The 21950-nt window shown below is 65.8% G+C and carries 20 protein-coding genes and 1 pseudogene; 9 read left to right on the top strand and 12 right to left on the bottom strand.

The genetic code is table 11. The features are described from left to right. The first annotated feature begins 62 nt into the window (after positions 1-62). On the top strand, positions 63-641 hold the full coding sequence (locus NG701_RS15215; RefSeq protein WP_252568635.1) for a hypothetical protein: 579 nt from the start codon (positions 63-65) through the stop codon (positions 639-641). Between the two features lie 159 nt (positions 642-800). On the opposite strand, the gene NG701_RS15210 is transcribed toward NG701_RS15215, so the two are convergent. From NG701_RS15210 to NG701_RS15190, 5 genes are all read right to left on the bottom strand, one after another. Further along, on the bottom strand, positions 801-2003 hold the full coding sequence (locus tag NG701_RS15210; RefSeq protein ID WP_252568634.1) for an acetyl-CoA C-acetyltransferase: 1203 nt from the start codon (positions 2001-2003) through the stop codon (positions 801-803). Between the two features lie 103 nt (positions 2004-2106). Continuing rightward, a complete protein-coding gene (locus NG701_RS15205; protein ID WP_252568633.1) occupies positions 2107-2664 on the bottom strand; it encodes a GNAT family N-acetyltransferase in 558 nt (185 codons plus the stop codon). A gap of 13 nt (positions 2665-2677) precedes the next feature. Beyond that, positions 2678-3142 carry a pyridoxamine 5'-phosphate oxidase family protein gene (locus NG701_RS15200; protein WP_141138681.1) on the bottom strand — a complete coding sequence of 155 codons (465 nt, stop codon included), beginning with the start codon at positions 3140-3142 and terminating at the stop codon, positions 2678-2680. Between the two features lie 82 nt (positions 3143-3224). Then, positions 3225-3692 carry an NUDIX hydrolase gene (locus tag NG701_RS15195; protein WP_252568632.1) on the bottom strand — a complete coding sequence of 156 codons (468 nt, stop codon included), beginning with the start codon at positions 3690-3692 and terminating at the stop codon, positions 3225-3227. A 51-nt stretch (positions 3693-3743) separates the two neighbouring features. Further along, positions 3744-4685 (bottom strand): aminodeoxychorismate lyase, encoded by a 942-nt coding sequence (locus NG701_RS15190; protein ID WP_252568631.1) that lies wholly within the window; start codon positions 4683-4685, stop codon positions 3744-3746. 95 nt (positions 4686-4780) lie between these two features. On the opposite strand from NG701_RS15190, the gene cls reads away from it, so the two are divergent. After that, entirely contained in the window at positions 4781-6253 is a 1473-nt protein-coding gene (gene cls, locus NG701_RS15185) for a cardiolipin synthase (protein WP_252568692.1), read from the top strand. A gap of 437 nt (positions 6254-6690) precedes the next feature. Here the strand turns inward: cls and NG701_RS15180 are convergent, their stop codons facing one another. The 6 genes and pseudogenes from NG701_RS15180 to NG701_RS15155 form a co-directional block, all read right to left on the bottom strand. Further along, positions 6691-8868, bottom strand: coding sequence for a chorismate-binding protein (locus NG701_RS15180; protein WP_252568630.1), 2178 nt, complete (start codon positions 8866-8868; stop codon positions 6691-6693). Between the two features lie 98 nt (positions 8869-8966). After that, a pseudogene (locus NG701_RS15175) lies at positions 8967-9975 on the bottom strand (bile acid:sodium symporter family protein). 132 nt (positions 9976-10107) lie between these two features. Next, entirely contained in the window at positions 10108-10731 is a 624-nt protein-coding gene (locus NG701_RS15170; protein WP_252568629.1) for a LysE family transporter, read from the bottom strand. Between the two features lie 109 nt (positions 10732-10840). Beyond that, the gene (locus NG701_RS15165) at positions 10841-11320 is read right to left on the bottom strand and encodes a hypothetical protein (protein WP_252568628.1); all 480 of its coding nucleotides are present in this window, start codon (positions 11318-11320) and stop codon (positions 10841-10843) included. Between the two features lie 76 nt (positions 11321-11396). Continuing rightward, complete coding sequence (locus NG701_RS15160) at positions 11397-12218, bottom strand: methyltransferase domain-containing protein (RefSeq protein WP_252568627.1); 822 nt, start codon at positions 12216-12218, stop codon at positions 11397-11399. A gap of 45 nt (positions 12219-12263) precedes the next feature. Beyond that, a complete protein-coding gene (locus tag NG701_RS15155; protein WP_252568626.1) occupies positions 12264-12779 on the bottom strand; it encodes a MarR family winged helix-turn-helix transcriptional regulator in 516 nt (171 codons plus the stop codon). A 186-nt stretch (positions 12780-12965) separates the two neighbouring features. Here NG701_RS15155 and NG701_RS15150 point away from each other — a divergent pair, with 186 nt between their 5' ends. After that, entirely contained in the window at positions 12966-15215 is a 2250-nt protein-coding gene (locus NG701_RS15150) for an MMPL family transporter (RefSeq protein WP_252568625.1), read from the top strand. 134 nt (positions 15216-15349) lie between these two features. Here the strand turns inward: NG701_RS15150 and NG701_RS15145 are convergent, their stop codons facing one another. Further along, complete coding sequence (locus NG701_RS15145; RefSeq protein WP_252568624.1) at positions 15350-16279, bottom strand: NAD-dependent epimerase/dehydratase family protein; 930 nt, start codon at positions 16277-16279, stop codon at positions 15350-15352. A 60-nt stretch (positions 16280-16339) separates the two neighbouring features. Between NG701_RS15145 and NG701_RS15140 the strand changes: the two genes are divergently transcribed. The 6 genes from NG701_RS15140 to NG701_RS15115 all read left to right on the top strand — a co-directional run bounded on the left by NG701_RS15140 (position 16340) and on the right by NG701_RS15115 (position 21722). Beyond that, a complete protein-coding gene (locus NG701_RS15140) occupies positions 16340-17119 on the top strand; it encodes a TetR/AcrR family transcriptional regulator (protein WP_252568623.1) in 780 nt (259 codons plus the stop codon). Between the two features lie 69 nt (positions 17120-17188). Further along, positions 17189-17416: a hypothetical protein gene (locus NG701_RS15135; protein ID WP_252568622.1), complete on the top strand. Its 228-nt coding sequence runs from the start codon at positions 17189-17191 to the stop codon at positions 17414-17416. 220 nt (positions 17417-17636) lie between these two features. Then, the gene (gene dnaK / locus NG701_RS15130) at positions 17637-19517 is read left to right on the top strand and encodes a molecular chaperone DnaK (protein WP_252568621.1); all 1881 of its coding nucleotides are present in this window, start codon (positions 17637-17639) and stop codon (positions 19515-19517) included. Positions 19518-19519: 2 nt separating this feature from the next. Continuing rightward, complete coding sequence (locus NG701_RS15125; RefSeq protein WP_252568620.1) at positions 19520-20206, top strand: nucleotide exchange factor GrpE; 687 nt, start codon at positions 19520-19522, stop codon at positions 20204-20206. A 94-nt stretch (positions 20207-20300) separates the two neighbouring features. Next, positions 20301-21281 carry a DnaJ C-terminal domain-containing protein gene (locus NG701_RS15120; RefSeq protein WP_252568619.1) on the top strand — a complete coding sequence of 327 codons (981 nt, stop codon included), beginning with the start codon at positions 20301-20303 and terminating at the stop codon, positions 21279-21281. 15 nt (positions 21282-21296) lie between these two features. Next, on the top strand, positions 21297-21722 hold the full coding sequence (locus NG701_RS15115) for a heat shock protein transcriptional repressor HspR (protein ID WP_308292606.1): 426 nt from the start codon (positions 21297-21299) through the stop codon (positions 21720-21722). The last annotated feature ends 228 nt before the right edge of the window (positions 21723-21950 follow it).

Genomic DNA, 21950 nt, shown 5'->3' with positions numbered 1-21950 from the left:
CGCGTGCTTCCGTAACCCCAACCGTGCTTCCGTAACACCGGCGCCGACGGGACAATCGGGTCATGGGGAACTTTCGGGGGCGTTCAGTGACCGGCGCCTGGGCACGCGGTTTGGCCGTGGGGCTGTGCGCCGTGCCGGTGCTGGTGGGGGTGACAAGCTGCCGGAACATTTTCGCGCCGCCGCCCTGCATGCCGCCGGAGTTTTCCGTCTCGCCTGCCGCCGCTAAACCCGGCGACCAGGTCACCGTCAGCGCCCCTGACGCCACCTGCGACGCCCGCTACGGCACCGACGCACGGGTCCAGGTGACGGTCAGGGATGCGGCCGGCATCACCGTGCTGGAGGATCTCGCTCCCATGTCCGACGACGGCGCATTCACTTTTGTGTTCACCGTCCCGGCTGGCGTGGCTCCCGGGAAGGCCGGGGTCACCGCTTACCCGTATGGCGTGGACTGGTGCGACGATACCGGAGTGAACAACCGGGCGGCGCAGGGGCGGACGGAACTGGTCCGGGTTTCGTGTGCGGAACGCCTGGTGCCCTTGATAATCCTGGGGGCTGATCCGCCTGGTCAACGCAGTTCACGGGTCAGGAGCTCCTTGAAAGCCGTAGTGGGTTCGCTGGGTTTGCCGGAGCCGCTCAGGTAGAGCCCCATCTGCATGCCGTGGTACTCCCAATAGGCGAAGCCTATTAGCTCAGACAGCGCCTGTCTTGACCGTTCCCATGACGATTCCCAATTCAGGTATCGGGCCCCGGAGAAGTCGACTAAATGCCACGCTGGCGCCGGCGCTGCTCTCCCGGTCGCCCTAGCCGCGGGCTTTGAGGATCAGGGCGTCGCCCTGGCCACCGCCGCCGCACAAGGCAACCACGCCTGTTCCGCCGCCGCGCCGTTTCAGCGCGAGTGCCTGATGCAGCACAAGGCGCGCCCCGGAGGCGCCCACCGGGTGGCCCAGGGCGATGGCGCCGCCGTCGGCGTTGATCTTGTCCGCGTCGATCCCCAGGTCGGTGGCGGACTGCAGCACCACCGATGCGAAGGCTTCGTTGATCTCAATGAGGTCCACGTCGTCAATGGTCAGCCCTTCAAGTTTCAGGGCTCGCTCAATGGCGCGGGACGGCTGGGAATGCAGGGACCCGTCCGGTCCGGCGGTCTGGCCGTGGCTGCCGATCTCCGCGATCCAGCTGAGGCCGGCCGCTTCCGCTGCTGCCTTGCTGGCCACCACGACGGCGGCGGCGCCGTCGGACAGCGGGGAGGCCGAGCCGGCGGTGATGGTGGCGGCCGGGTCCTTGGAGAAGGCGGGTTTCAGCGCCGCGAGCGTCTCGATGGTGGTGCCGGCGCGGATGCCCTCGTCGGCATCAATCACGACGGCGGGTCCCCGGCGCTGCGGGACCTCCACCGGAGCGATCTCCTCAGCCAGGATGCCGGCCGCCCGGGCGGCCTCCGCCCGCTGGTGTGAAAGGGCGGCCACGGCGTCCTGGTCCTCGCGGCTGATGCCCAGGCGGACGTTCCCGGCGTCGGTGGCGGAGCCCATCAGTTCACCTGAGACGGGATCCTGCAGGCCGTCAAAGTTCAGGGAATCCAGCAGTGGTGCATCGCCGATCGCCACACCCCCGCGAAGCCGGGGCAGCAGGTGCGGGGCGTTGGTCATGGATTCCTGGCCTGCCGCCACAATGAAATCAGCCTCGCCGGCGCGGATCATCCGGGCGGCATCGATCACGGCAGTCAGGCCGGACAGGCACAGTTTGTTGATGGTCACGGTGGGCACATCCCAGCCGATGCCAGCGGCAAGGCTGGCCTGCCGGGCGGGTCCCTGGCCGGCGCCCGCCTGGATAACCTGGCCCACGATGACGGCCTGGATCTGTTCCGGCGCCACCCCGGACCGTTCCAGTGCGTTCCGGATGGCGTGGGCACCCAGTTCGCTGGAGGTGAGCCCGGAGAGGCCGCCGCGGAACTTGCCGAAGGGGGTGCGTGCGCCGCCCAGGATGACGGGGACTTGAGCGTCGTTGCCCATGGGGTGCCTTTCGATTGCGGATTCAAGAGTGCTTGGGCCGGCATGGGCGAACCCTGTGTGCCGGCGTGGTGCCCCAGTCGCTGTGGATTCTGCTGGGACCGCTTCAGCTGTGGAGGAGCAGTTGGTGGAGCAGGTGGTCCTGCCAGCGGCCGGCGATCTTCAGGTACTGCGGCGCCACGCCGATTTCCCGAAACCCGGCGCGTTTGAGGATCTTGCGTGAGCGCTCATTGTCGAGCAGCGTTGCCGCCTGGACCCGGTGGAGGCCCAGTTCTGTCCGGGCATGGTCCGTGGCGAAGCGGACCGCCGCAGATCCGATGCCTCGCCGGTTGAGGGTGGAATCAACCCAGTACCCGAGGTTGGCGTTGAGGAACGGCCCGCGGACGATGCCGGTGAGGGTGACGGCGCCGACGATGCAAGCGGGATCGTTGTGGTCCACCAGCACCCACGGAACCTCCTGGCCCACGGAATGCTGGGCGAGCTTGGCCCGGATGATGTCCAGTTGATGCCTGGGAGCGAAGAAGGCTTCGTCCCGCTCCGGTTCCCAAGCCTCGAGGTGCTGGCGGTTCCGTAGGTAGGCCTCGCTCAGGCCGGCTGCGTCGCTCCGCCGCAGCAGCCGGATCCGGACCCCCGGGACGAGAAAGGCCGGCGCATCGCTAAGCAAGAACTCTCCCGCGCTATTCGAAGGAAGCACGACGGCGGTCCGACAACCGGGTGTTCCAGACGTCCGGTTTGGTGACCTGGAAGCGGCGGCCGGTCAGTGCAAGTGGGGTTAGCCGGATGTAGTAATTCTTGGGTCCAGACTGCCAGGGCTCCAGATGCAGGGCGTCGACGGCGTCCTTGTCAGCCTGGGCCTCGATCACTTCGGTGTCTCCGCGCGCCACCACACTCCAGGCCACCTCCGTGCGGGGATCGTATCCATCGATCTCCAGCGCCGCGGGACGGTCCGCCTGGGCGCCCCACAGTTTGGAGCCACCGGCGCTGCGGAAGACGATGCTCCTGCGGTCCAGGACGTAGTTGACCGGAAAGATCTCCGGATGGCCGTCCACTACAAGGGCCAGCCGCCCCAGGGTGTCGTCGGCCAGTAATTCCCAGCATTCGTCAAATGTCAATTTGTTGATCGGCTGCGCGTAAGAGTTCATGCACCAAACCATACGGACCTATGCGACGGACCAACAGGGCAGTGCCACCGTAATCCCCGGGCCCGGGCTTCGGTAGTTCAACTTAGGGCAGCTCAACATGCTCCCTGAGGGCGTCCAGGACCGGAAGCTGGCCCTTGACCAGCTTGCCGCGGGCCTCGGCTTCCGTGACCCACCGGGCATCGTCCACCTCGGGAAAGTCCTTGATGGTGCCGGATCCTTTGGGCCATTCCAGCGGAAACGTGTTGCTCACAATCCGTTCGGGCTGGAAGTCAGACTCCGCTGCGAACACCGTGATGATCTTTCCCGACGGTTGCCTGAAGACACCCAGCTCAAAGTAGTCAACGGCTGGCGGCGGCGTGCCGATCTCTTCGGTAAACTCACGCCGGGCGGCTACCAGGGGTTCCTCGTCGGGAAGGTGCTCGCCCTTGGGAACTGACCAGGACTGGGTTTGTTTGCGAGCCCAGAACGGTCCGCCCATGTGGGCTATCCACACTTCCAGCACGTCTGCTCCCCGCCGGTACAGCAGGATCCCTGCGCTGCGAACCACCATGGCTTACGGCCTCCCTGCTAAGTCCCGGAAAACTACTGGATCCCTGAAGCCCTACTGAATCCCGGCAAACAATGCATTGAGTTCGGCCGTCAGCTGCTTCTGCACGGCAGGCGTCCCGACTTCCTTGCCGTCAATGTGGTTCACCGGCGCGAGCAGCCTGATGCTGGAAATCAGCCACACAGCGTCCGCATCCAGCAGGTCCTGCGGTTCCAGCGGCCCATAGCCGAGCTCCCAGCCGGCTGCCTTGGCCGCCGCGAACAGGGCGCCCTGGGAGGTTCCTGGGAGGATCCCGCTGTCCAGCTGCGGCGTGATGAGCCGGCGCACCGTGCTGGTGGCGCCGGCGCCGTCGTCGGAGGTTTCCAGATGTGCCAGCAGTACCGTGGACGTGGGGCCTTCCAGGACCCGGCCGTCCGAGGAGGTGAAGATGACGTCGTCGGCGCCCTGTTTGTGGGCGTACCGCAGGGCGGCCATGTTCGTGGCATAGGACAGGGTCTTGGCGCCGAGCAGCAGCCACGGGGCACGCTCGGCCACGTCGCTGTCGTAGCCGCGGTCCAGGAGGATGACGTCGATCCCTGTTTCGCGCTGGCGGCGTCCGAGGGCGCCGACCGGGGAGACCTGAACCCAGCACGTGGGGGACACTGCGCCCTCCGGGCCGCGGGTGACCACGAGTTTCACCACCAGCTCATCCTCGGCAGGCGTAGGAGCAGGGTGCTGGTTGCGGTGCTCCGCGACGCCTGCTGCGATGGCCGCCCGCCACGCATCCTGCGCCGGGATCACCAGGTCAAGGGCCTGGGCCGACCCGACCAGCCGGTCCAGATGCGCCTGCAGTTTCCGGACTGCGCCGCCCACCGCGAGCATAGATTCGAACACTCCGTCGCCGCGGGTGGCGCCCTGGTCCGTGGCCATCAGCTGGGGCCGCGAAGCGTCGGCCAGCCGGCCGTCCGGGAACGCGGGGTCAAGGAAAACGAGCACCACGGGCGCAGGAGAAGTCATGGCTCCAGCTTAGTAGGGCCCGCCGCGGCTAAGCTGTGGTCATTGCCCCGCCGGAACCGGTCCGCGGGTGCGCGCAATCCGGGGGTATTCCAGTGCTGTGGCCAATTTCGCTTGCCGGTACCGCGCCGACGTGGGTGGTGGTGGTGCTTAGCATTGCAGACCTGGTGATCCGGGTTCTGGCCATCGGTATCATCCCCGGCAACAGGCGCCCCACCACGGCCATGGCCTGGCTGCTGGGCATCTTCTTTGTGCCGTTCCTGGGCCTGATCCTGTTCCTGCTGTTCGGAAATTTCAAGCTCTCCAGCCGCCGCCGGCAGCAGCAGGAGGTCATCAACACCCGGGTGCGGTCCGGCATCTCGGCGCTCGCCGACGTCGTCAGTGAATACACAGGGCCCGAATGGGTGAAGTCCGCGGGCGAACTGAACCAGCGGCTCGGCTCCCTCCCCATGGTGGACGGCAATTCAGTGGACCTCATTCCCGGCTATCCGGACTCGATCCTGGCCATGACCGAGGCCGTGCGCAAAGCCAAGAAGTTCGTTAACGCCGAGTTCTATATCATGAGCACGGACCACATCACCGATGACCTGTTGACCGCCCTGGAGGAGGCGGCCGAGCGCGGAGTGGAAGTCAGGGTGCTGTTCGACCACATCGGCACACTCCGGGTCAAGGGTTACCGCAACCTCCTCAAGCGGCTCCAGGCCGGGAAGATGCAGTGGCGGCGTATGCTCCCGCTGCTGCCAACCCAAGGCCAGTGGCGCCGCCCGGACCTCCGGAACCACCGCAAGATCATGGTGATCGACGGCGAAATGGCCTTCACGGGCTCGCAGAACCTGATCGAGCCCTCCTACAACAACCCCAAACACCGCAAAGCCGGCCGCGAATGGGTGGAGCTGATGGCCTGCCTCCGCGGACCGATCGTCACTACCCTCAACGTGGTGTTCGCCACGGACTGGCTGAGCGAAACCGACGAGTCCCTGGAACACCAGCTGCAGCTCCCGGCCAACCCTCACCCGGGCAATGTCACGGCCCAGGTGGTGCCCAGCGGTCCCGGGTTCATCACGGAAAACAACCTGCGGCTCTTCAACACCCTGATCTACTCTGCCCAGCACCGGATCTCCATCTGCAGCCCGTATTTCGTGCCCGATGACTCCCTGCTCTACGCCATCACCACCGCGGCCCAGCGGGGCGTCGACGTGGAGCTGTTCGTCTCCGAAAAAGGCGATCAGTTCCTGGTCCACCACGCCCAGCGATCCTATTACGAGGCGCTGCTGGAGGCCGGCGTCCGGATCTACCTCTACAAAGCGCCCCTTGTGCTCCACGCCAAGCACTTCACCATCGACGACGAAGTGGCCGTCCTGGGCTCCAGCAACATGGACATGCGCTCCTTCTCGCTGAACATGGAGGTCTCGGTGATGCTGCTCGGCGCGGAAATCGTGAACAACATGCGCGCGGTCGAAGACACGTACCGCGACATTTCCAACGAACTCATACTTGAGGACTGGCTGCAGCGCCCGCTCGCTGCCCGCTATGTCGATAACGTGGCCAGGCTGACGGCTACCGTCCAGTAAGGCCGCCAATCCCGGCGCATGCAGCTGATTGCGCAGACCAGTCCGTGCCGCCGCGATCGAGCCTCACACCGATCTTGCCCAAAATTAAGCCGATCCGGACTGGAGCGCCGCAGAGAGGGCGACTACTCAGGGAACACTGACCGTAGTGTCCTTTACCCCTGCTGACCACCGTCACCCTCATCCAGGCCTCCGCTTTTGCCCAGGCCCTCGATGGAACATGTGCGGTCGCCGGCCGGAGCTGGACATCAACTACCGCCTTCGACATGAGCGCGACGGGACCCTGTACTTCCCGTTGCATAACAGATGCAACCACCTGTATGACACGGTTCCGGACTGGGTCAATCCTGTCCTGGCCATCCTCGCAGCAGCGCTGGCCATTGCCCTGACCGGTGCGCTGGTCACCTACGGCGGGAAGCCGTCGCCGTCATCAGGCCTCCCTAGCCGCCAGGAAAGTCCGCACCCAGCGCGGAAAGCACACCGTGCGCCTTCACGCGGATTTCGTCGTACTCCTCGTCAGGTACCGAGTCGGCAGTGATGGCGCCGCCGACGCCGAGCGTGAGTTCCGCCGTCGCCGCTTGTTCGCTGCCGTCCCCGGCCTCCGCCGTGGTTACCAGGGTGCGAATCGCCACCGCCAGGTCCGTGGCCCCGTTGAGGGAAAAATAGCCGATCGCGCCTGAATACAGGCCACGCGGGCCTTCCTCCAGTCGGTCCAGGATTGCCATGGTGCTGATTTTCGGGGCGCCGGTCATGGAACCGGCTGGGAAACATGCGGCCACCGCCTCGGCCCGCGGCGAGCCGGGCAGGAGCCGCGCGTCGATGGTGCTCACCATCTGGTGCACCGTGGCGTAGCTTTCGATCTCGCACAGCCTGCTGACCGTCACCGACCCGGGCTCCGCGAAGTGGCTGAGATCGTTCCGCAGCAGGTCCACAATCATGATGTTCTCCGCCCGGTCCTTCAGCGAGGCCGCCAAGTCCTCCCGCAGCTGCCTGTCACGTTCCGGATCAGCACCCCGGCGGCGGGTCCCCTTGATCGGTTCGGCGCGCATGCCGCCGTCGGACGTTATCCTCAGGAACCGCTCCGGCGACGTGCTGGCCACCGTCAGCCCGCCAAACCGCAGGTAGCTGGCGAACGGTGCCGGATTCTTCCGCCGCAGCGCGAGGTACGTGGGCCAGGGGGCCGCCTCGGCGGCAGACAGGCGGGCCGTGAGCGTGGTGGTCAGGCACACCTCGTACGAGTTCCCCTCACGGATTTCGTGCTGGGCGGCCGCGATTTTGGCCAGGTAGGAGGGCTCCGTGTCGCGGCTGCTGAACGCGGGCCCAACGGGACGTACGACGCCGTTGCTAGCGCCGGCGTGCGTGGTTGTCTCACCGATGGTTTGTGAGCCGAAGCTTGGCGTGCTGTGGGTTGTCGCGGCGACGGCGGCACGGGCGTCGGTCAGCCAGCTGTCGGCGTCGGGCGCTTCCAGGGCAAGGAGCCAGGCCGTTCCTTCAACGTGGTCCAAAACGACGGCTCGGCCCGCGAAGATCAGGGCCGCGTCGGGAGTCGGCGCCGCCACGTCCGTTCCGCCGGTTTCGCGTTTGAGCTCATAGCCCAGGCAGCCCAGCCAGCCCAGGGTGAAGTCGCCCGGGTAGCCGTCCGGCGTGCGGACAGCCCTGCGTCCCCAGACTGTGTCCAGCCAGCGGAAAAACGGTCCCGGCACGCGCGCCGTGGCGGAGCCTGCCGTGATGACGCTTTCGCCGGACCGGTGCGTGACCGCCTGGCCGTACGTCCCGCCGTCGTCCGCGAGGATGCTGAAGCGGCTGCGCTCGGTGGCGGGCGACGGCGCGAGCGACTGCTCCGCGGGCGGCCCGGCGGGTGTGTTGGCGAGTGCGCCGGTGGACGCGCTGGAGGAGTCCGAGTTGGTGATGTCTGCGTTGGAGGAGTCCAGCCAGACGGTGTTCGCTGATCCGCCGTAGAGGTTCTCGAAGAGGGCGGCGGCGTCCGGCCTGGCGTCCAGCCGTTCTGCGCGTAGCCTGAGGCCGCGGCGGGCGGCAAGCTCGGGAACAAGCGCCGGTCCGAGCGCGGGCAGGTACGCGAGGGCCTGCAGCACGTCCGCGGGCGCGGAACCGTCGGCATTGTTGAGTACGCGGATATCGGCTTCGTGGGGGACGTCGTCGGCTGCGAGCCACGCGTCTTCCTGCTCAGCCCACTGGTCCCAAAACGGTTCATAGGTGCCGCCGTCGCGGTCCAAGGCCCGCTTCCGTCGGATGTCGTCTGGCGAGTCGGCCCAGATGACAGCGCTGAGCAGGGGCCTGGCGTCGGCGGCGGCCGCCCCCACTCCCTCAATGACCACGATCTCGGCGGGCAGCGTGACCCGGGTGTCGCCGTCGTAATGCCTGTCCCAGTCCCAGCTGGTCCAGGTGGCGGGCTCGGCGCGGCTCAACGGCGTGAGCACGGTGGAAACGTAGCGTTCGATGCCCGCGGTGAGGCCGTTCCAGCCCGGGTAGATGTCCTCAAGGTGGAAGAGCGCGACTTTGTGATGGTTCCGTAGCCGCGCGGCGAGTTCGATGGCCAGAGTGGTCTTGCCTGCGCCGGATCGCCCGTCAATGGCGATGATCACAGGTGCGGGGGTCATGAAATAGAGCGTACCTGCTGCTGCGTCAGCTGCTGTCGCGGCGCAGCCTGGCCGAGGACGGTGCGGACATGCGCGACGATGCCTCAAGGCAGTCCTTGCTAGGAGTCCCGCAGCGGGCGCCGCGCCAGCCACGCTGCCACGATCGCGCCGGAGATGTTGTGCCAGAGTGAGAAAACGGCGGACGGCAATGCGGCAAGCGGGGTGAAGTGCGCGGTGGCCAGCTTGGCTGCCAGGCCGGAGTTCTGCATGCCGACCTCAAAGGCGAGGGCCCGGCGTGCCTTATCGTCCAGCCGGCCCAGTTTGCCGGCCGGGTAGCCCAGGCCCAGGCCGAAGCCGTTGTGGAGAGCCACTGCGAGGAACACAATGCCGCCCGCGGCCACGATCTTGGAGGCGCTGCCCGCCACAACAATCGCAACAATGAAGGAAATTACGACGGCGGATGCCCACGGCAGTGGAGGCAGCAGCTTGGCGATGAGGTTCTTGAAGAACAGCCGCGCCAGCAGCCCCGCGATGACGGGCAGGAGAACCGTCTTGACGATGTCCAGAACCATGCTCCCGGCGTCGATTTCCAGGAACGATCCGGCCAGGAAGAGGACCAGCAGCGGCGTAACCCCGGTGCGATCAAGGTGGATACCGAGGCCACGGCTACGGACAGCGCCACGTCCCCCTTGGCCAGGAATGCCATCACGTTGGAGGCTGTGCCGGATGGTGCGCAGCCCACCAGGATCAGGCCTACGGCAAGCTCCGGCGAAAGCTGGAGCGCCACGGCAATCAGCCATCCAGCGCCGGGCATGATCACGTAGTGCGCCACGATGCCCAGAACCACTGCCCATGGGCGCTTCGCCACCGAGGCAAAATCCGGCGGGGTCAGGGTCAGGCCCATGCAGAACATGATGATGCCCAGCAGGTAGGGGACGCTGGGCCCCAGCGGCTGGAACGCTGCCGGCATAAGGAAGCCGGCGACGCCTGCCACAACCACCAGCGCCGGGAAGATCGTGACGGCAAGCCGCGCGATTTTCGCTTCGGCGGCCAGCGCCGGGTTGGTGGTACCGGGGCGTGATCAGTGCCGGATTCTGTCGATGTGGGGGATTTGGTTGCCTCAAGCATTTATTGATCGAGGCATTTATGTCCGGCAGGTGGCCACTTCGTGACCATGTGCCGGGCAAAATGTCAGACAGGTGAGGTGAGTGGGGCTTTCTGGCGGATCAGGCCCAGTAGGTCAGGCCCGGTGGATCAGGCCTAGTGGATCAGGGCGAGGAGAATTCCCACCGCCACAAAGAGCACTCCGAAGATCCGGCTAAGAATCTTTTGGCCGCGGGCGTTGTGCGTGAAGCGCTGGAAGGACTTGGCGGCAAAGGCGAAGAAGAACCACATGACCAGGATGTCGATGACCACCACGGTAGCTGTGAGCACAAGGTACTGCGGCAGGAGCGGCTGTTCCGGGCGGATGAACTGTGGCATAAACGCGAGGAAGAAAACGATCGCCTTCGGATTGAGCAGGTTGACCCACAGGCCGCGCCGGAACATTGACCAGGCAGGCTCGTTCCGGAGGGCGGCGGCCTGTTCCTGGTCCGGCTTCGGTTTGCTCAGGAACTGGCGGATGCCCAGGTACACCAGGTAGGCGGCTCCGGCATAGCGGATCACGTTGAAGGCCGCCGGAGAGCTTGCCACCAGGACGCCAACGCCCAACGCCACGATCACTACGTGGACAACCAGGGCTGCCTGCTGGCCAAGGATGCCCCAGATGGAGCGGCGGAACCCGGACGTCAGCGAGTTGCTCATGGTGTTGATGGCACCGGCGCCCGGCGTGAAACTGATCAGGACACCGGCGCCCGCGAGGGCGAGCCAAAGGGAGAATTGCACCTGCCAAGTTTAGTGCCGTCATCAAGGTGGTCGCTGGAATGGCCACGCGGTGGGTGGGACCAGCAAATACTTCAGTTCGCATCTCAACCTCGTCTTCAAACTAAAGGTCTCATTGAGTTTCGGGCATGTTGGCACACTTGCCGTACTTTGAATTCACCCAGTGGGACCTGGTGGGTGGGAGATCCTCGCTGAGTCCGTACTGGTCGAAGTACGAGTGTGGCCCGTCAGACAAATACCCGGTTTCGTTGAGGCCAAAATGCCCGATCATTCGGAGTCCGCGCTGAGCCGCAGCTGCCTTCAATGTTTTGGCCTCTTGGAGGATCGGAGACTCGGAGTAGTAGTCGTTTTCAGGCCAGATTCCTGCATGGGCAATAGCAAAATATCTGGTCCAGTCGAGATCCATCCAGTCCAGAATCGCATCGTGATGCGGTTCCAATGATCCTGCAAACTCGTCACTGACGACGTTGATGCCGTCCAGCTGCATGTCGGCATCGAGGCCGATCACCACAAGTTTGGGGAGGACCCTTCCCTCCTGAATAATGAGCGGGCGGACAAGAATCTGGAGGTCGAAGCCTGCTTGAATGATCATGGTTCGAGGCTATTTGCGGCTTGCTGCCGGCCGGAACAGGGCAATTGCCGTGTGTGGACAACGGCGGCCCATGCTCCTACGCCCGGGCGATGACCTCACCGTTCGGGATCAGGAACCAGCCGTCGTCTGTGGATCCCCAGCGGTGCCAGCCAGCCGAAATCCGGGCCAAGTCTGCTGGATTTGCGAAGCCGTATTCAAGGGCCTGCTCCGCGAAGGCCGAGTGCAGCACCCGCTCACCCCAGACCCGGGCCTGCCATCTCCGTTGCTGCCCGGTGGCATACAGCCAGTTGCTGCTGGTGGGGGCCACGTCGCCGAAGCCTGCGGATTGGACCCAGGACACGAGCCGGCGGCCGGCGTCGGGCTCGGCTCCGTTGCGGCGGGCGATCCGCTGGTACAGGTCCATCCATTCGTCCAGCTCAGGGATGGCGGGGTACCAGCTCATGCCGTGGAAATCAGCATCGCGCACTGCCACAATGCCGCCCGGCTTCGCCACCCGGCGCATCTCGCGCAACGCTTCCACCGGGTCGGTGAGGTGCTGGAGCACCTGGTGGGCATGGACGACGTCGAACGTTTCGTCCTCGAAGTCGAGGTCGTAGATGTTGCCGGCCAGGAACTCGGCATTGGCCACGCCGCGCTCGGCGGCCAGTGCCGTGGCCTGGGCGATGATGTCCGGTGACCGGTCCAGGCCGGTGACCTTTCCGGGCGACACCAGCCCCGCGAAATCGCAGGTGATGCTCCCAGGGCCGCAGCCGACGTCGAGCACTGAAACCCCGGGCGTGAGGTGGGGAATGACAAAGGCCGCGGAGTTCTCCGCGGTCCTGGAGGCGTGGGCGCGGACCACCGACTCGTGGTGGCCGTGGGTGTACACATCGTCGTCGTCAGGCTGCTGCGTACTCATAATGAGACGCTACCCCTCCGCAGTGAAAAACGGACGGAACCCGACCTACTTGGGCGGGGGAGGGGAGGCGGGGCCGTCGTCGGCGGCTTCCTCGCGGGCCGCGACGGTGGCGTCCACCATGGCGGTCATAAACCGGCTGACGAGCTCCAGCTCTTCGGGGGAGAAGCCCGCCATTGCAGAACCCATGTGGAGGGAAAGTGGCATGAACATGGCTCTGCCGTCCTGGAAGGCCTTGGGTGTCATGCGCAGCTGGACCTGTCGCCGGTCCGCGCCGAGACGTTCCCTGACCACGTGCCCTGAACTGTCCAGCCGGTCGATGAGGGCGGTGGTGGCGGGCGAGCTGAGGTTGAGTTCCTTGCGCAGGATGCCCGGCGTGACCACCAGGCCCTTGGCGGTGTGCCGCATGATCACCGCGAGCGCATTGAGGTCCGTGCGGTGCATGTCGTTGCGGCCGCCGGCGGTGTCCACGTAGCGGTTGGCCTCCAGTGTGAAGTCCTGCAGCAGGCGGACCAGGGCGAAGGGTGCGGAGTCCGGTGGGCGCTGGAACGCTTCGTCCGTCATGTCCGACCTCCTCCACTCGCTTGCCTGGTGCCCGTGATCGGGCCTGGTGCCCTGACGGATATTACGGCAGCGATGCCTGAAACGGAGTCCCGAACAGGAATCTCGGTCAGAGTATTTATCTCCATGGTAGAGATACTCTAGGATGGAATAAAGTCTACCGCGGCCACCCCGAGCGAAGCAGGAATCATGAAATCCCGTCCCCAACACAGTGCGAGGGTTCCGTTCTGGCTTCGCTGGCTCCTTCCCGTTTTGTTGGTGCTCATTTGGCTGGCCATCGCCGGGGTGGGCGGACCCACGTTCGGCCGGCTCGACGAGGTCTCCTCGAATGACCAGGCTTCCTTCCTTCCGGCCAGCGCCGAAGCCACCGCTGCGCAGGACTGGCAGACGAAGTTCCGCGATTCAGGCGAAGTGCCGGCGGTCATCGTCGTCGAGAACCACGCTGCCATCAGCCCCGCGGAGCTTGGCGAACTGGCATCCCTGAAGAGTGGGCTGGAGGGCCTGGAGCTGGGCAGCGCGGTGATCGGCCCCATCCCGTCCGAGGACGGGAAAGCGGTCCAGTTCATCGCCCCGATCGGGTCCTCCGACGAGCTGAAGGAATCCGTCCAGGAGTTGCGGGCCTTCCTGGCGGAATCCGCACCTCAAGGCATGCAGACCTTCGTCACCGGCCCCGCGGGCCTGACGGCAGACCTGGTCAGCGCGTTCGCCGGCATCGACGGCATCCTGCTCCTGGTGGCACTCGGTGCGGTCTTCCTGATCCTGCTGGCCGTCTACCGCTCGCTCCTCCTGCCCCTCGCCGTGCTGCTCACTTCCGTCTTTGCGCTTTGCGCCGCCATCCTGCTGGTGTTCGGCATGGCCAAGCTCGGCTGGATCCAGTTGAGCGGCCAGAGCCAGGGCATCCTGTCCATCCTGGTGATCGGCGCGGCCACGGACTATGCCCTGCTGTACGTGGCGCGGTTCCGCGAGGCCCTGACCCATACCCGCAACCGGACCGAAGCCGTGCTGACTGCGTGGAAAGCGTCGTTCGAACCCATCCTGGCTTCCGGCGCCACCGTCATCATCGCCTTGCTCTGCCTGCTGTTCTCCGACCTGAACTCCAACAAGGCGTTGGGCCCTGTTGCGGCTGCTGGCATTCTCTGCGCGCTCTTCGCCGCGCTGACGCTGTTGCCCGCTCTGATGGCGCTCTTGGGCCGGGCCGCGTTCTGGCCGTTCCGCCCCAGGCTGGTTCTGGCAGGCGAGCGTGAGCCCGAGCTGGTCACCGGCCTGGAGGGGCAGAAGGGCATCTGGCGGGCCACGGGTTCGCTGGTCTCCCGCCGCCCGCGCACGGTCTGGGTCGCGTCGGTCCTCCTCTTGCTGGTGGCTTCGGCCGGGGTGCTTCAGCTGAAGGCCAACGGCGTGCCGCAGACCGACGTCATCCTCACCGCGTCCAATGCGGTGGACGGACAGGACGCGCTGGCGCGGCATTTCGACGCCGGCAGCGGCAGCCCCGCCGTCGTAATTGCGGACGAAAGCAAAGCCGATGAAGTGCTGGCAAAAGTCAAAGCGGCCGACGGGGTGGGGGACGCCTATCTCCTGGCTGGAGGCGGGGTACCGATTATTTCCAGCGAACCAGCAGCCCCCGGCGCTCCAAGCACTCCCGGCGCACCGGACGTCCACGACGGCAAGGTGCTGATCAACGCCACGCTTAACTACGCCGCGGATTCCATTGAGGCAGAGGATGCAGTCAAGGCGCTGCGCGAGGAGGTAAAAACGGTCGACGCCGGCGCGCTGGTTGGCGGCGTGACCGCCACTGCGCTGGACACCAACACCACCGCCCAGCGCGACCTGGCGATCATCATCCCCATCGTGCTGGCGGTCATCCTGCTCATCCTGATGCTGCTGCTGCGATCTGTCTTGGCGCCGGTCCTGTTGGTGCTTTCGGTGGTGCTGTCCTACGGGGCGGCCATGGGCGTCTCGGCGCTGGTTTTCAACAACATCCTCGGCTTCCCGGGTGCCGACGCCACCGTCCCGTTGTTCGGGTTTGTGTTCCTGGTGGCCCTGGGCGTGGACTACAACATCTTCCTAATGAGCCGTGTGCGGGAAGAGTCGCTGAAACACGGGACCCGGCCGGGCATCCTGCGCGGACTCGGCGTGACCGGCGGAGTGATCACCTCGGCCGGCGTGGTGCTGGCTGCCACGTTCGCAGCCCTGGGCGTCATCCCCATCATGTTCCTGGTGCAGCTGGCCTTCATTGTGGCGTTCGGCGTCCTGCTGGACACCGTGCTGGTCCGCTCGCTGCTGGTCCCCGCCCTGGCGCACGACATCGGCCCGCGCATCTGGTGGCCGGGCAAGCTCGGCAGGCCGGAGCTGGATGTTGCGGTGCGGCGGGATGCTGGCGTGCTGGCCGCCAGTGCCTTGGACACCGATCTGGAACCCGCAGAGGACGCCGGTCGCCGCTAGGACGATGACCCCGTCACGCCAGGCACGCTTTTGGCTGCCGACGAACGGCACGGCCCCGAAATCCCGCGGCTTCGCTTTTTCGGGGGGCCCAAAGCCTGCTCCGCGTGACACGGACTCTGCCTGACGGGTGGGCCTCACCCCTGCGCGCGCCACCAGGCTACCGTGGCAGCGGCTGCCTCGGCCGGGGGTGTCGGCCGCAGGCCAAACGCTGCCTCGCTGGCGGCCGATTCCATCACAAACGGCTGCTCGAACTGATAAAGTATTTCGGCAAGTTCGCGGACGTCCTTCGAGAACACGCCCATTCCCCGCAGCGCCCAGCCCGGTATGGCTCCCAGCTTCGGCGCCTGTACGCCGCCAGCCTCGGTGAACGCGGTGGCGAGCTGCCGCTGCGTGACCGCCGGACCCGTGGGCGCGTGCCACACCTTGTTCCACAGCGACGGCGTCCCCGCGGCATGGATCATCGCGGCCGCCAGGTCCGGAACGTAGGTGAATGAATGGGGCTGATTGGTGCCCCCGATGACCCAGAGTTTCTTGCCGGCCAGCACCGTGGGGACCATGCGCTCGCCGGCATGTGAGGTTCGCACCCGAGGGCCAAAGAAATCGCCGGCAACCACGCTGACAGTGTTGGTCGGAGAGGCGTCCCGCGCCGCCAGGAGTTTGGTGCGGACACCCCGCTTGCGGCCCTCGGCAGTCCGCGGACCCGCCTCGACCATGGGGCGTTCAGGCTCGCTGTACGAGAAAAGGCTTTCCGGAAAAACGACGACGGCGCCTGCCTCGCCTGCTGCGGACAGCACCGTTTGATCGCTGCGGGGCAGTTCTGCTTGCCACGCATCCACGGTGTAGGAGGAGCCGTGGATGCAGTGGAAGACGGCGGTGGCGCCCGCGAAGACGTCCCGCAGTTGGGCGGCATTCTGGACGTCGGCCTTCACCCGTTCCACCAGCGGGTGGTCGGGGCCGCTGCCGGAGCGGGTGAGGATCCTGACGTTTTTCCCCTGCTTGGCGAGCTGTTCTGCAACCGTCCAGCCCACAGGCCCCGCGCCCGTTACTACGTATACACCGTTCATGACTTCCCCTTCAGGATTCGCAATTGAGAGCACTGCTCTGCTTTGTGCGATGCTGGACCAATGAATGACCCTGCCGCGGACGCGGAAACCATCCTTCGGACGCCGCGGGAGCGCGCCCGGGCCCAGACCATTGCTGACATCGTCAGGCTGGGCAGGGGCCACTTGGCAACGCACGGCGCGGCAGCCCTGTCCCTCCGTGCCGTTGCAAGGGATCTTGGCGTGGTCTCCTCCGCGGTCTACCGGTACGTGGCCAACCGCGACGAGCTTCTCACGCTGCTTCTGGTGGACGCCTACAGCGAGCTCGGCGACGCCGTGGATGCCGCGGTGAACGCGTTGCCGGAGCGCGACTTCGATGGCAGGTTCAAGGCGCTCGGCCGGGCTGTCAGGACATGGGCCCTACGGGAACCGGCCCGGTACGGTCTCCTTTTCGGGAGTCCGGTCCCCGGCTACCAGGCTCCCTCGGTCCAGACCACACCCCCGGGAACGCGCGTGATCTACCGCCTGATCGGCATTCTCGACGGCGCCTACCGGGCAGGTGCCCTGACCGTGACGACGGCGCGCACCGCCGTCATACCTTCTGCCCTGTCCGCCGACCTGGAAGCGATCCGCAGCGAACTTGGGCTCGCCATGCCGGAAGAACTCCAGGCGAACGGTGCCCTCGTGTGGACGTCGCTCTTCGGGGCCGTGAGTTTCGAGGTCTTTGGCCAATATGGGGCGGATACGTTCCGCGCCCGGGACGAACTCTTTGAACACCACCTCACCGTCCTCGCGGGGATGGCCGGGCTCGTGCCTGACAGAAACCCGCGGGACGCCCTGAAGTCTGCGGCCACCCCTGTTTAGCCCGCCTCCGGATGGGTAGACTCCAAATGCGCCCGGATGGACGCGGAAACTCAAAGGAGAGATCACGTCATGAGTGAGAACACCGCACCTGAAGAAGATCGCCGCAAGGGCAGCACCGAGCCCGGGTTGGAGGGTGAGGGTGGCCAGTATGAGGAAGGCGACTACGGCGAGGCCGGCGTCGTAGGCGGCGCGGAGAACCAGCCCGAGGAGGGCGACTATCCCGAAGGCGACTACGGCGAGGCCGGCTCTGTTGACAGCGCCCGCGAGGTGGAAGTGGACGAGGACAAGAACCGGTAGCGGCCGTTCACGCACAGCGAACTACTGCCAGGGAAGCGGATTTCCCGCCTGAAAACCCCGGGATCCCGGGGGCTCGCTGAAGATGCCGTGACCCAAAAATCCAAAGTTGAGCGCACTCCGCTCAACTTTGGATTGACATCGCTTGTGCCTTGAGTAAACTTGAGTGCAGAACGCTCAACACGAGCGCCAGCAAGTTTCCAAGGAAAGAAGGAAGCAACACATGTCACGTGCAGTAGGTATCGACCTCGGAACCACCAACTCCGTCGTCTCCGTTCTCGAAGGTGGCGAGCCCACCGTTATTGCCAACGCCGAGGGCGGCCGCACCACGCCGTCCGTCGTTGCATTCTCCAAGTCCGGCGAAGTCCTGGTTGGCGAGATCGCCAAGCGCCAGGCCGTCAACAACATCGACCGCACCATTCATTCCGTCAAGCGCCACATGGGCACTGACTGGAACGTCGCCATCGATGACAAAAAGTACACGGCGCAGGAAATCTCCGCACGCATCCTGATGAAGCTGAAGAACGACGCCGAGTCCTACCTCGGCGAAAAGGTCACCGACGCCGTCGTCACCGTTCCCGCGTACTTCAACGACGCCCAGCGCCAGGCCACCAAGGAGGCCGGCGAAATCGCAGGCCTCAACGTCCTGCGCATCGTCAACGAGCCCACCGCGGCCGCTCTGGCGTACGGCCTGGACAAGGGCAAGGAAGACGAGCTCATCCTGGTCTTCGACCTCGGCGGCGGAACCTTCGATGTCTCCCTGCTGGAAGTCGGCAAGGATGAAGACAACTTCTCCACCATCCAGGTCCGCTCCACCGCCGGTGACAACCACCTTGGCGGCGACGACTGGGACCAGCGCGTTGTTGATTACCTGCTGAACCAGCTCAAGGTCAAGGGCATTGACCTGTCCAAGGACAAGATCGCCCTGCAGCGCCTGCGTGAAGCCTCGGAGCAGGCCAAGAAGGAACTCTCTTCTTCCAGCAGCACCAACGTTTCGCTCCAGTACCTCTCCGTCACCCCCGATGGCCCGGTCCACCTGGACGAGCAGCTGACCCGCGCCAAGTTCCAGGACCTCACCAAGGACCTGCTGGACCGCACCAAGAAGCCGTTCCAGGACGTCATCAAGGAAGCCGGCATCAAGCTCTCCGAGATCGACCACATCGTCCTCGTGGGCGGTTCCACCCGTATGCCCGCTGTCTACGACCTGGTCAAGGAACTGGCCGGCGGCAAGGAACCGAACAAGGGCGTCAACCCGGATGAAGTTGTAGCCGTTGGCGCAGCACTACAGGCCGGCGTTCTGAAGGGTGAGCGCAAGGACGTCCTGCTGATCGACGTCACCCCGCTGTCCCTGGGCATCGAAACCAAGGGTGGCGTGATGACGCACCTGATCGAGCGCAACACCGCCATCCCCACGAAGCGGTCCGAGACCTTCACCACGGCTGATGACAACCAGCCGTCCGTGGCCATCCAGGTCTTCCAGGGCGAGCGCGAGTTCACCCGCGACAACAAGCCGCTGGGCACGTTTGAGCTGACCGGCATCGCGCCGGCTCCGCGCGGCGTCCCGCAGGTCGAGGTCACGTTCGACATCGACGCCAACGGCATCGTCCACGTCTCCGCGAAGGACAAGGGCACCGGCAAGGAACAGTCCATGACCATCACCGGTGGCACCGCGCTCTCCAAGGAAGACATTGAGCGCATGGTCAAGGACGCCGAGGAGCACGCAGCCGAGGACAAGGCCCGCCGTGAGGCGACCGACACCCGCAACACCGCCGAGCAGCTCGCCTACTCCGTGGACAAGCTGATCGCCGACAACGCCGACAAGCTGCCCGAAGAGGTCAAGACCGAGGTCCAGGCCGACGTCGACGAGCTCAAGAAGGCCCTCGAAGGCACCGATGACGCAGCCGTGAAGACCGCGTTCGAGAAGCTCCAGGCTTCCCAGTCGAAGCTCGGCGAAGCCATCTACGCCCAGGCCGGTTCGCCGGACGGTGCCACCGGTGCCGCCGGTGCCGAAGGCGCCGCTGGTGGCGCCCCCGCCGGCGACAAGGCTGCTGATGAGGACATCGTCGACGCCGAGATCATCGACGAAGACGAAGCGAAGAAGTAGCCATGCCGCACCACGGTAACGAGGACGAGCACAACTCATCCGCGAACCAGGAGCCGGTCATCCGGGACAACCGCAAGGTTGACCCGGTGACAGGGCAGGCCCGGCACCCGGAGGGCGAGCAGCCCGCTGACGCTCCGGTCGGCGAGTCTCCGGTGGGCGAGCCCCCGGTTGGCGAGCCTGTGGACAGCGACGGCGATGCACTCGCCCAGGCCGAGGAAATCCTGAACGGCATCGAGGTGCCCGCCGAGGAATCGGTGGCACAGGGTGCAGGACACGCTGAAGCTGCCGAGCTGAAGAACGATCTCCTCCGCCTCCAGGCTGAATACGTCAACTACCGCAAGCGCGTTGAGCGCGACCGGGCCGTGGCAGGGGAGATGGCCGTTATCGGCGTCCTGAACTCCCTGCTTCCGGTGCTTGACGACGTCGATGCTGCCCGCCAGCACGGTGACCTGACCGACGGCCCGTTCGCCGCGATCGCCACCAAGCTGGAGAATGCGCTGAAGACGTACGGCCTGGTCCGCATTGACGAGACCGGAGTGGAGTTCGATCCCACGATCCACGAGGCCCTCATCCAGCAGCCGGGCGAGGACATCGAGGTTGACACCGTCAGCCAGGTCCTCCGCTCCGGCTACCGGTCAGGCGAACGCGTCCTCCGCGCAGCGCAGGTCATCGTCGCAGTCCCGGCCTAGCATTACCCCATCAAGATGGCAGTTCGCGGCAGTGTTTCGCAAGAACATTGCCGCGAACTGCCATCTCGGCACAGAGATTTGAAAGGAAACGCCATTGGCTAGCCAGGATTGGGTGGACAAGGACTTTTACGCGATCCTTGGTATCGCCAAGGACGCTTCCGACGCCGACATCAAGAAGGCCTACCGGAAACTTGCCCGCCAGCACCACCCGGACACCAACTCGGGAGACGTTGCGTCGGAGAAGAAGTTCAAGGACATCTCCGAAGCCTATTCAGTGCTGTCTGATCCGGACGAGCGCCAGCAGTATGACGCCATCCGGGCCATGGGTGGCGGCGCGCGCTTTGCCCCCGGCGGTGCCGGTGCCGGTGCCGGTAACGGCGGCTTCGAGGACATGTTCGGCGGCCTGTTCACCGGCGGCGCGCGGCGTCAGCCCGGCGGGTTCAACACCTCAGGCGGCATCCCGCCCGAGTTTGCTGACCTGTTTGGCGGCGGCGGCTTCGGCGGCCAGACGGGCTTCCAGCGTCCGCCTTCGAAAGGTGCCGACCGTACGGCTACCACCAGCATTTCCTTCTCCGGGTCCATCCGCGGCACCACTATCGGCCTGCGCGAACCCAGCGGTGACGTCATCGACGTCCGCGTTCCCGCCGGCATCAAGGACGGCCAGAAAGTGCGCGTCCGCGGCAAGGGCCAGCCAGGACCCGCCGGCAACGGCGACCTCATGGTGGCCGTGTCCGTCAAGCCCCACGAGTTTTACACGCGCGACGGCGACAACCTCCGCATCCATGTCCCGGTCACCTTCCCGGAAGCTGCCTTGGGCGCCGACATCCAGGTCCCCACCATCGACGGCGAGACCGTCAAGGTCCGCGTTCCGGCCGGCACGCCCTCGGGGCGTACGCTCCGGGTCAAAGGCCACGGCGTGAAGACCTCCAAGGTCACCGGCGATCTCCTGGTGACCATCGACGTCGCAGTTCCGAAGAACCTGAACAAGGAAGCCGAAGCGGCCGTGAAGGCCTTTGCCGAAGCCACCGCCGACGCCGATGTCCGTGAAGGCCTGGCCGCCAAGGCCCGGCTCTAAGCAACGGAGCAGACCGTGGACATCAGCGCAGACCAGCCGATCTTCGTGATCTCCGTCGCGGCTGAACTGGCGGATATGCACCCGCAGACGCTCCGGCAGTATGACCGGCTGGGCATTGTCTCGCCCAGCCGGGCGCCGGGGAAGTCGCGCCGCTATTCGCAGCGGGACATCAACATGCTGCGCGAAGTCCAGCGGCTGTCCCACGAAGGCGTGTCGCTCGAAGGCATCAAACGGATCCTTGAGCTCGAAAACCAGGTGGCCGCGCTGCAGCGCAGGGTGAGCGAGCTGACTGAGGAGCTGGGCCGCCGTCGTGATCCCCTTGATTCGCGGATCTTCGCGGCCGGTGCCGCCGGCGATGTGGTGAGCCTGGCCCGCGGCCAGCGCCCCCGCGCGCGGTCCCAGGCCGTGGTGGTCTGGCGGCCCCGGGCGCTCGGCGAATAAGCGGCGGGGGAAGCCCCGCCGGCGCCTGGACAGCCTTCCCGCTTCTTGGATCTGCGTATATCCGCAGGTCAGGGCCGGTTATCCGTGCCCGGGCCGGATTATGTCCGGCTACCGGGCCAAAGTTACGCCGCGGCAGATTTCCCGCAGGTTAACTCTCCCAGGGCCCGCATTCCCGCGGTTTTCTCCCGCACAGCTGTCGTGCGCCTCAACTCCCGGCCGGCCCGGCGA

Origin of the sequence: Pseudarthrobacter cellobiosi (assembly GCF_023913815.1) — a bacterium.
GTDB lineage: Bacteria > Actinomycetota > Actinomycetes > Actinomycetales > Micrococcaceae > Arthrobacter > Arthrobacter cellobiosi.
Note: the sequence above shows the minus strand (reverse complement) of the source record. Positions and strands in the feature narration are given on the sequence as shown.

Coding starts and splice junctions, on each gene's coding strand:
- NG701_RS15215 (WP_252568635.1), top strand. CDS start 63: ATGGGGAACTTTCGGGGGCGTTCAGTGACCGGCGCCTGGGCACGCGGT.
- NG701_RS15210 (WP_252568634.1), bottom strand. CDS start 2,003: ATGGGCAACGACGCTCAAGTCCCCGTCATCCTGGGCGGCGCACGCACC.
- NG701_RS15200 (WP_141138681.1), bottom strand. CDS start 3,142: ATGAACTCTTACGCGCAGCCGATCAACAAATTGACATTTGACGAATGC.
- NG701_RS15195 (WP_252568632.1), bottom strand. CDS start 3,692: ATGGTGGTTCGCAGCGCAGGGATCCTGCTGTACCGGCGGGGAGCAGAC.
- NG701_RS15190 (WP_252568631.1), bottom strand. CDS start 4,685: ATGACTTCTCCTGCGCCCGTGGTGCTCGTTTTCCTTGACCCCGCGTTC.
- NG701_RS15180 (WP_252568630.1), bottom strand. CDS start 8,868: ATGACCCCCGCACCTGTGATCATCGCCATTGACGGGCGATCCGGCGCA.
- NG701_RS15165 (WP_252568628.1), bottom strand. CDS start 11,320: ATGATCATTCAAGCAGGCTTCGACCTCCAGATTCTTGTCCGCCCGCTC.
- NG701_RS15160 (WP_252568627.1), bottom strand. CDS start 12,218: ATGAGTACGCAGCAGCCTGACGACGACGATGTGTACACCCACGGCCAC.
- NG701_RS15155 (WP_252568626.1), bottom strand. CDS start 12,779: ATGACGGACGAAGCGTTCCAGCGCCCACCGGACTCCGCACCCTTCGCC.
- NG701_RS15150 (WP_252568625.1), top strand. CDS start 12,966: ATGAAATCCCGTCCCCAACACAGTGCGAGGGTTCCGTTCTGGCTTCGC.
- NG701_RS15145 (WP_252568624.1), bottom strand. CDS start 16,279: ATGAACGGTGTATACGTAGTAACGGGCGCGGGGCCTGTGGGCTGGACG.
- NG701_RS15140 (WP_252568623.1), top strand. CDS start 16,340: ATGAATGACCCTGCCGCGGACGCGGAAACCATCCTTCGGACGCCGCGG.
- NG701_RS15135 (WP_252568622.1), top strand. CDS start 17,189: ATGAGTGAGAACACCGCACCTGAAGAAGATCGCCGCAAGGGCAGCACC.
- dnaK (WP_252568621.1), top strand. CDS start 17,637: ATGTCACGTGCAGTAGGTATCGACCTCGGAACCACCAACTCCGTCGTC.
- NG701_RS15125 (WP_252568620.1), top strand. CDS start 19,520: ATGCCGCACCACGGTAACGAGGACGAGCACAACTCATCCGCGAACCAG.